Below are 3,370 nucleotides of genomic sequence, written 5' to 3'. Positions count from 1 at the left end.
TGGATGCGGGGACAGGATTTGAACCTGTGACCTTCAGGTTATGAGCCTGACGAGCTACCGGGCTGCTCCACCCCGCGTTGATGTTGTTGTGTTTGAGGATCCGGCCTGGTGGCCCGGCGGCGACCGACTCTCCCGCGTCTTGAGACGCAGTACCATGGGCGCTGGGGTGTTTCACGGCCGTGTTCGGGATGGGAACGGGTGTATCAACCCCGCGATGGCCACCGGGCCACCGGGCCGGATCCTCGGATGTGGTGATGAGATGATCTGGTGTGTGGCGTGTTTTGGCGCTGTGCGCGGTGGATGCTGATGCATCCGTGCGGTGATTGAGTTGTTGATATGGAGTTCTATTGGGCGATTAGGACCGCTCGGCTGCACTCCTTGCGGAGCTTCCACCTGCGGCCTATCGACGTGCTGGTCTTGCACGGCCCTTGGGGAGACCTCGTCTTGAGGCTGGTTTCCCGCTTAGATGCCTTCAGCGGTTATCCATTCCGCACTTGGCTACCCGGCGGTGCCGCTGGCGCGACAACCGGTGCACCAGAGGTGCGTCCTTCCCGGTCCTCTCGTACTAGGGAAAGATCCTCTCAAGTCTCCAACACCCACGGCAGATAGGGACCGAACTGTCTCACGACGTTCTAAACCCAGCTCACGTACCGCTTTAATCGGCGAACAGCCGAACCCTTGGGACCTGCTCCAGCCCCGGGATGCGATGAGCCGACATCGAGGTGCCAAACCTCCCCGTCGATGTGGACTCTTGGGGGAGATCAGCCTGTTATCCCTAGAGTACCTTTTATCCGTTGAGCGATGGCCCTTCCACGCGGGACCACCGGATCACTAAGGCCGACTTTCGTCCCTGCTCGCGCTGTCGCGCTCGCAGTCAGGCGGGCTTGTGCCTTTGCACTCAACAGCCGATGTCCGACCGGCTTGAGCCCACCATCGCGCGCCTCCGTTACCTTTTGGGAGGCGACCGCCCCAGTCAAACTGCCCACCAGGCAGGGTCCCGACCCCGGGTGACGGGGTTCGGTTAGACGCCAGAAAGGCGCAGGGTGGTATTTCAAGGTTGCCTCCACCAGAGCTGGCGCCCCGGCTTCAATGGCTCCCACCTATCCTACACAGCCCCTTCCTGGCGCCACTGCCAAGCTGCAGTAAAGGTTCATAGGGTCTTTCCGTCTGACCGCGGGTACCCCGCATCTTCACGGGGAATTCAATTTCGCTGAGCCCATACCGGAGACAGTGGGGAGGTCGTTACGCCATTCGTGCAGGTCGGAACTTACCCGACAAGGAATTTCGCTACCTTAGGACCGTTATAGTTACGGCCGCCGTTTACCGGGGCTTCGGTTCGGAGCTTGCACTCCTCCCCTTGACCTTCCGGCACCGGGCAGGCGTCAGACCCTATACGTCGTCTCTCGACTTCGCAGAGCCCTGTGTTTTTACTAAACAGTCGCCACCCCCTGGTCTGTGCCACCCACCCATGGTTGCCCATTGATGGGTCCCGCTTATCGCTAACTTACGCGGGCAATTTGCCTAGTTCCTTCGGTATGGTTCTCTCAAGCGCCTTGGAATACTCATCCAGTCCACCTGTGTCGGTTTCGGGTACGGTCCATATGCCAGAGCTATTTCCCGGACCGATCCACGCGCCCCTCCAATCCGATAAGGAGAAACACGGTTTCACGGCCGTCACTTCTGGCGGGCCCAGGAATATTCACCTGGTTCCCATCGGCTACGGCTGTCGCCCTCGCCTTAGGGGCCGGCTCACCCTGCGCGGATTAACCTTGCGCAGGAACCCTTGGACTTTCGGCGAGAGGGTTTCTCACCCTCTTTGTCGCTACTCATGTCCGCATTCGCACTTCCCATACCTCCACGGCCCGTCACCGGTACCGCTTCACTGGCCTAGGGAACGCTCCGCTACCGCGCGCATTGCTGCGCACCCACAGCTTCGGCAGATGGCTTGAGCCCCGGTACATTTTCGCCGCAAGACAGCTTGTTTAGACCAGTGAGCTATTACGCTTTCTTTAAAGGATGGCTGCTTCTAAGCCAACCTCCTGGTTGTTTTGGCCGTCTCACATGCTTTCCCACTTAGCCATCATTTGGGGGCCTTAGCTGGTGGTCTGGGTTGTTTCCCTCTCGACAATGGACCTTAGCACCCACTGTCTGTCTGCCCGCCTGCACTCATCGGCATTCGGAGTTCGGTAGGGTTTGGTAGGGCTTTGGGCCCCCCTAGCCCTTCCGGTGCTCTACCTCCGACGGTGATCAACGGACGATCTACCTCAATAGATTTCGCGGAGAACCAGCTATTTCCTGGTTTGATTGGCCTTTCACCCCTAGCCACAGATCATCCCCGACTTTTTCAACAGGCGTGGGTTCGGTCCTCCAGTGGGTGTTACCCCACCTTCAACCTGTCCATGGCTAGATCACCAGGTTTCGGGTCTCATGCCGGCAACTATGCGCCCTATTCAGACTCGCTTTCGCTGCGCCTACACCTCTCGGCTTAAGCTTGCTGCCAACACGAACTCGCGGACCCATTATACAAAAGGTACGCCGTCACCCACTTGGGGCTCCGACTGCTTGTAGGCATCCGGTTTCAGGTCTCTTTCACTCCCCTCGTCGGGGTGCTTTTCACCTTTCCCTCACGGTACTTGTGCACTATCGGTCGCCAAGGAGTATTTAGGCTTGGAGGGTGGTCCCCCCATGTTCAGACAGGGTTTCACGTGCCCCGCCCTACTCAAGGATCACTGAAAGCACTACGCCTACGGGGCTGTCACCCACTACGGCCAACCTTTCCAGATTGTTCGGCTTCTCTTTCAGCAACCACTGGCCTGCTCCGCTTTCGCTCGCCACTACTCACGGAATCTCTGTTGATGTCTTTTCCTCCAGGTACTGAGATGTTTCAGTTCCCCGGGTTCGCCTCCCGACCCTATGTATTCAGGCCGGGATACCCCAAAGGGGTGGGTTTCCCCATTCGGACATCCGCGGATCAACGATCGCTCGCATCTCCCCGCGGCTTTTCGCAGCGTGCCACGTCCTTCATCGCCTCTTGGCGCCAAGGCATCCACCGAATGCCCTTCTCTCACTCCATATCCTCACCACCGCCCGCGCACAGGGCCAAAACACGCCCCATGCTGCCTAGTCTCGAACGGCAGCGCCACAGCACCCCCGAGGTCGCGGTCTAGTTCGCCTCGGACGATGTGCAGAAATCACTCACACACCAGATCATCTTCACCATGTGAAAGAACATGCTCGCACCAGCAGGCAACCCGGCCCCCCTCTCGAGGATCCCGGACCACACCGCCAATGCGGGTTTCGGAAGTGCCGCCACCTCATTGAGGCAGCTCACTCGAGGCATGACCGTCTCAACCCAAAGGAGACGATAGAG

At 59.1% G+C, this 3,370-nt stretch carries 1 tRNA gene and 2 rRNA genes; all 3 read right to left on the bottom strand.

The features are described 5' to 3' along the window. The 3 genes from HW577_RS19195 to HW577_RS19185 all read right to left on the bottom strand — a co-directional run bounded on the left by HW577_RS19195 (position 1) and on the right by HW577_RS19185 (position 3,073). Positions 1-77, bottom strand: a tRNA-Met gene (locus HW577_RS19195). 34 nt (positions 78-111) lie between these two features. Beyond that, positions 112-226 (bottom strand): 5S ribosomal RNA (gene rrf / locus HW577_RS19190). A gap of 108 nt (positions 227-334) precedes the next feature. Then, a 23S ribosomal RNA gene (locus tag HW577_RS19185) occupies positions 335-3,073 on the bottom strand. Between the last annotated feature and the right edge of the window lie 297 nt (positions 3,074-3,370).

The sequence above is a fragment of the Neoroseomonas rubea genome (genome assembly GCF_016106015.1).
GTDB classification, from domain to species: domain Bacteria; phylum Pseudomonadota; class Alphaproteobacteria; order Acetobacterales; family Acetobacteraceae; genus Neoroseomonas; species Neoroseomonas rubea.
This window is presented reverse-complemented; position numbering and strand designations above follow the sequence as displayed.